Source organism: uncultured Thermus sp., from assembly GCF_938010445.1.
Taxonomy (GTDB): Bacteria; Deinococcota; Deinococci; order Deinococcales; family Thermaceae; genus Thermus; species Thermus altitudinis.
Genome location: NZ_CALLUR010000083.1, coordinates 1 through 4,677, shown reverse-complemented (window position 1 = coordinate 4,677; position 4,677 = coordinate 1). Strand labels below are relative to the sequence as shown.

Genomic DNA, 4,677 nt, shown 5'->3' with positions numbered 1-4,677 from the left:
CCAGACCCCCGGGAGGAGGTCCACCTCCTGCCCAGCCAGGAGGGCGGCGGGCAGGTAGACCAGGTAGGGGAAGGGGGTGAGGAGGGCCAGGGTCCTTAGGGGTTCGGGGAAGACCTCGAGGGGCGCGATGGTCCCGGAAAGGAACAGGTAGAGGAGGAAGAAGACCTCCTCCACGGAAACCGCCCGCTCGCTGAAGAAGGTGAGCATGGCAATGGTGTACTGCATCAGGTAGCGCAGCAAGAAGGCCAAAAAGGTGAAGAGAAGCCCCAGCAAAAGGGGAACGGGTTCAGGCACAAAGCGGGCCTCGGGGAAGATCCAAAAGAAGAGAAGGACGAGGAGGACCACAAAGGGGAACCGGGCCAACCGTTCGGCCACGTGGGCGGCCAAGTGTTCCCAAAAGGGGTCCAGGGGTCTAAGGAGCCGGAAGGAGAGCCGGCCCTCCACCACATCCCGCTCAAACTCCCACACCACCCAGACCACCGTGGCCTGGCGAACCAGGAACACCATTAGGAAGTAGCGGGCAAACTCACCGGGGCTTAAGGGGAAGTCCCCGCCCCTGGCCGCCTCCGTCCACACCCCAAGGAGGATGAGGGGAAGGGCTCCCGCCAAGGCCCAGAGGAAGAGCTCGGCCCGGTACTCCAGCATGTAGGCCAGGTACACGGAGAGCAAAACCCGGGCCTTCCTCATACCTCCTCCAGGGTGTGCGCCAAAGGGGCTATCTTGTAGACCCGGGCGATGACCTCCTCCAGCGGGGGCTCCCGCACCTCCAGGTCCTCCACGGGAAGCCTTTTGAGGATCTCGGCCACCCTTTCCGTGAGCCGTTCCCGGGGAACCAAAAGGCGGGCTTTTAGGCCCTCGAGGACCCTCACCTCCCCGAAGGGAAGGAGGGCCTCCTTAGGCAAGGGCTGGGCCAGGACGAGCCCCACCTCCCGGTAGGGGGCAAAGCGCTCCAAGAGCCCTTCCAGGGCGCCATCGTAGAGGAGCTTTCCTTGATGGATCACCAAGACCCTTTCCGCCAAAGCGGCGATATCCGCCATGTAGTGGCTGGTGAGGAGCACCGTGGCCCCGTAGCGCCGGTTGTACTCCCGGATGAACTCCCGCACCGCCACCTGGGCGTTGACGTCCAGGCCCAAGGTGGGCTCGTCCAGGAAGAGGACCTCCGGGCGGTGGAGAAGGGCCGCCAGGAGCTCGGCCTTCATCCTTTCCCCTAAGGAGAGCTTGCGCACCGGCTGGTGTAGCTTTTCGGTGAGGGAAAGCATCTCGGAAAGCTCCCGGACCCTTTTTTTGAACTCCTCCTCGGGGATCTCGTAGATGGCGGCGTTGAGGCGGAAGGTGTCCCAGGCGGGGAGGTCCCAGATGAGCTGTTGCTTGTTGCCCATCACCAAGGTGATCTTCTTCAGGAAGGCCTTTTCCCGCCGCCAGGGTACGTGCCCCGCCACCACGGCCTGGCCCCGGGTGGGGTGGATGAGCCCGGTGAGCATCTTCAAGGTGGTGGTCTTGCCGGCGCCATTGGGCCCCAGGAAGCCCACCACCTCCCCTCGGTCTATGCGGAAGCTCACCCCTTCCACCGCCTGCACCGTGCGGTACTGGCGGAAAAGGAAGTGGCGCCAGGTGGCGAGAAGGCTGTCCTCCTTCAGGGCCACCCGGTAGTGCTTGGTGAGGTCCTGGGCTAGAACCACAGGCGTCCTTGACACCCTTTAAGTCTACCCGTGGTGTAATGGGGAAGTGCGTTACCTGAGGGTTTTCCTCCTCTTCCTGCGCCTGAGCCTGGCGGCGGAGATGGAGTACCGCCTGAACTTCCTCCTGGGCCTCCTTTCCTCAGCCCTCACCCTTCTTGGGGCCCTTTTCGGCCTCTTTCTCCTCTACCAAGGGGGGTACCGGCCCGGGGGCTGGTCCTGGGAGGAGGCCCTTTTGGTCCTGGCGGCCTTTACCCTCCTTCAGGGCCTGGGGAGCACCCTCTTGGCCCCCAACCTCAACAAGATCGTGGAACACGTGCAACAAGGCACCTTGGACTTCGTGCTCCTAAAGCCCCTAGACCCCCAGTTTTGGCTTTCCTTCCGGGTGTTTTCCCCTTGGGGCTTGGGGGATTTCCTCCTGGGGATGGGCCTTCTGGTATATGCGGGGGTGCGCCTGGGCCTGGGGGGCTTGGGCTACCTGGCCTTCGCCGGGTACTGGTTTCTGGGGGCCGTGATGCTCTATAGCCTGTGGTTCTTGCTGGCCACCACCAGCATCTGGTTTGTGAAGATCTACAACGTCACCGAGGTTTTGCGGGGGCTTCTGGAGGCGGGACGTTTCCCCGTGGGGGCCTACCCGGCTTTATACCGGGTCTTTTTTACCTTCGTGGTGCCGGTGGCCTTCCTCACCACCGTGCCGGCGGAGGTGGCTTTGGGGCGGGGGGCGGTTTCCCTCTGGGCTTGGGGTCTGGCCTCCTTTTTGTTCCTCTTGTCCCGGGCTTTCTTTCGTGTGGCCTTAAGGAGCTACACCTCGGCTAGCAGTTAGAATCTTCCCTATGGTGTCGGGGCTTTTGGTCCTTTTGCTGGCCTATCTCTTTGGGTCCATCCCCGCAGGGGTTTTGGTGGCCCGCACCTACCGGGTGGATATCCGCAAGGTGGGCTCGGGGAACATAGGGGCCACCAATGTCCTTAGGGCTTTGGGCCCGGGGCCGGCCTTGGTGGTGGCCCTTTTTGACGTCTTCAAGGGGGGGCTTGCCGTGCTCATCGCCCGGGCGGTGGGAATAGAGGGCCCGCTTTTGGGCGGGGTGGCCTTGGCGGCGGTGTTGGGCCACAACTACTCCCTCTTCCTGGGGTTTAAGGGAGGGAAGGGGGTGGCCACCAGCTTTGGCACCCTGCTCTTTCTGGACCCTGTCTTGGCGTTTTGGACGTTTCCCATAGGGATCACGGTGATGCTCCTTACCCGTTACGTGTCGGCGGGGAGCATGACCGGGGGGGTGGCGGCCACGGTCCTGGCCCTGGCCTTGGCCCGCCCCTTTTGGGAGGTGGCCACCGTGGCCCTCATGGCCCTTCTCATCTTCTGGACCCACCGGGAGAATCTAAAGCGCCTGCAGGCGGGTACGGAAAGGCGCCTTGGGGAGAAGGAGGGAGGCCGTGCTTGACCTTCTGGTCCTGGCTCCCCATCCCGACGATGGGGAGCTGGGGTGTGGCGGCACCCTGGCCCGGGCCAAGGCGGAGGGACTGAGCACCGGGATTCTGGACCTCACCCGCGGGGAGATGGGCTCCAAAGGCACCCCGGAGGAAAGGGCGAAAGAGGTGGCGGAGGCCAGCCGCATCCTGGGCTTGGACTTTAGGGGCAACCTGGGGTTGCCCGACGGGGGGCTTCTGGACGTACCCGAGCAGCGCCTTACGCTGGCCGAGGCCCTGAGGCGGCTTAGGCCCCGCATTGTGTTGGCCCCCCTCGAGGCCGACCGCCACCCCGACCACACGGCGGCAAGCCGCTTGGCGGTGGCGGCGGTGCACCTGGCGGGCTTGGGGAAAGCCCCGGTAGAGGGCGAGCCCCACCGGGTGGAACGGCTTTTCTTCTACCCGGGGAACCATCCCTTCACCCCTAGCTTCCTGGTGAAGATATCCGCCTTCATAGACCAGTGGGAGCAGGCGGTGCTGGCCTACAGGAGCCAGTTTTCCGGGGAGGCGGTGAGCGAAACCGTGGGCCCTAAGGGCCTGGAAGCCCGTAAGGCCATGCGCCGCTACTTCGGCAACTACCTGGGCGTGGACTATGCGGAGCCTTTCGTAAGCCCCTTGCCCGTCCTCTACACCCCTTGGAGCCGGGCCTAAAAGAGGGGTTCTTGGCTCACCGCCTTCACCTGTCGGCGCTCCTTGGGGGGCAGGGCGTCCAAAGCCCGCTTCACCTCCTGGATGTCCAGCCAGGTGAGGTGCTTGGGGCTTCCCGGGGCCCGGCTGGGGTTGCGGAGGAGGTAGGCGGGGTGGAACATGGGGAAGACCCGGATGCCGTGCCAGCTGAACCACTGCCCCCGCACCTTGGTGATGGAGACCTTCTCCCCCAGGAAAAACTCCGCCGCCACCGCCCCCAAGGGGATGATGATCTGGGGGGCGATGAGCTCAATCTGCTTCAGGAGCCATTTGTCGGTGCAGATCTTGGCCTCATCGGGCAAGGGGGCGCGGTTATTTGGGGGACGGCACTTGACGATGTTGGTGATGTAGACCGATTCCCGGGGGATGCCGGCGGCCTCGAGGATCCGGTTAAGCAGCTGCCCGGCCTTCCCCACGAAGGGGCGGCCCTGCTTGTCCTCCTCCTCCCCGGGGCCTTCCCCCACGATCATGAGCTGGGCGTCGGGGTCCCCTTCCCCGAAGACCACCTGGGTGCGGCCTTCCGCCAGGCGGCAGGCGGTACAGGCCTTGGCCTGAGCGTGTAGAAGTTCCAGGGTCATTGCAAGGGTTTCCGGGCCTTGCGGGCTTCCCGTCGGGTTTTGGGATCCAGGCCGATCATGAGGAAGAAGTTCTCCAGGGCGTTCTCCTGGCCTTTGATCTCCGGGTACTGGTCCTCCGGGGTGCCGGTGACGAAGGGCAGGGACTTGTAGAGCTCCAAGGCGTACTGCACCACGGCCTCCGGCCCCTCGGCCTCCGCCACCTCCGCCAGCTTGGCGTAGACCTCGCGCCGGGCCTCCGCATGGCGGCGGAAGACCTCCGGGTTCGGCGTCTCCGG

At 64.6% G+C, this 4,677-nt stretch carries 7 protein-coding genes; 3 read left to right on the top strand and 4 right to left on the bottom strand.

The window, feature by feature from the left end:
- Window positions 1-687, bottom strand: a 687-nt coding sequence (locus Q0693_RS04780) for an ABC-2 family transporter protein (protein ID WP_298629600.1), incomplete at its 3' end; no start/stop codon positions are given.
- On the bottom strand, window positions 684-1,694 hold the full coding sequence (locus tag Q0693_RS04775; RefSeq protein WP_298629598.1) for an ATP-binding cassette domain-containing protein: 1,011 nt from the start codon (window positions 1,692-1,694) through the stop codon (window positions 684-686). The genes Q0693_RS04775 and Q0693_RS04780, both read right to left, overlap by 4 nt.
- 31 nt (window positions 1,695-1,725) lie before the next feature.
- Here Q0693_RS04775 and Q0693_RS04770 point away from each other — a divergent pair, with 31 nt between their 5' ends.
- Genes Q0693_RS04770 through bshB1 form a run of 3 tightly spaced genes read left to right on the top strand, consistent with a single transcriptional unit; the run spans window position 1,726 to window position 3,788 of the window.
- Window positions 1,726-2,499: an ABC-2 family transporter protein gene (locus Q0693_RS04770; RefSeq protein WP_243027256.1), complete on the top strand. Its 774-nt coding sequence runs from the start codon at window positions 1,726-1,728 to the stop codon at window positions 2,497-2,499.
- 10 nt (window positions 2,500-2,509) lie between these two features.
- Window positions 2,510-3,112: a glycerol-3-phosphate 1-O-acyltransferase PlsY gene (gene plsY / locus Q0693_RS04765; RefSeq protein ID WP_243029377.1), complete on the top strand. Its 603-nt coding sequence runs from the start codon at window positions 2,510-2,512 to the stop codon at window positions 3,110-3,112.
- Window positions 3,105-3,788 (top strand): bacillithiol biosynthesis deacetylase BshB1, encoded by a 684-nt coding sequence (gene bshB1, locus Q0693_RS04760; protein ID WP_298629596.1) that lies wholly within the window; start codon window positions 3,105-3,107, stop codon window positions 3,786-3,788. Before plsY ends, bshB1 begins: the two co-directional genes overlap by 8 nt.
- Here the strand turns inward: bshB1 and Q0693_RS04755 are convergent.
- Together Q0693_RS04755 and Q0693_RS04750 are read right to left on the bottom strand one after the other, a co-directional pair.
- A complete protein-coding gene (locus Q0693_RS04755) occupies window positions 3,785-4,402 on the bottom strand; it encodes a uracil-DNA glycosylase (protein WP_243029379.1) in 618 nt (205 codons plus the stop codon). The two genes, bshB1 and Q0693_RS04755, sit on opposite strands and share 4 nt — an antisense overlap.
- On the bottom strand, window positions 4,399-4,677 hold a 279-nt coding region (locus Q0693_RS04750), incomplete at its 5' end, for a hypothetical protein (RefSeq protein WP_298629594.1). The genes Q0693_RS04755 and Q0693_RS04750, both read right to left, overlap by 4 nt.

Excerpts from the sequence above, each read along its gene's own strand:
- plsY (WP_243029377.1), top strand. The coding sequence starts at position 2,510 with ATGGTGTCGGGGCTTTTGGTCCTTTTGCTGGCCTATCTCTTTGGGTCC.
- Q0693_RS04755 (WP_243029379.1), bottom strand. The coding sequence starts at position 4,402 with ATGACCCTGGAACTTCTACACGCTCAGGCCAAGGCCTGTACCGCCTGC.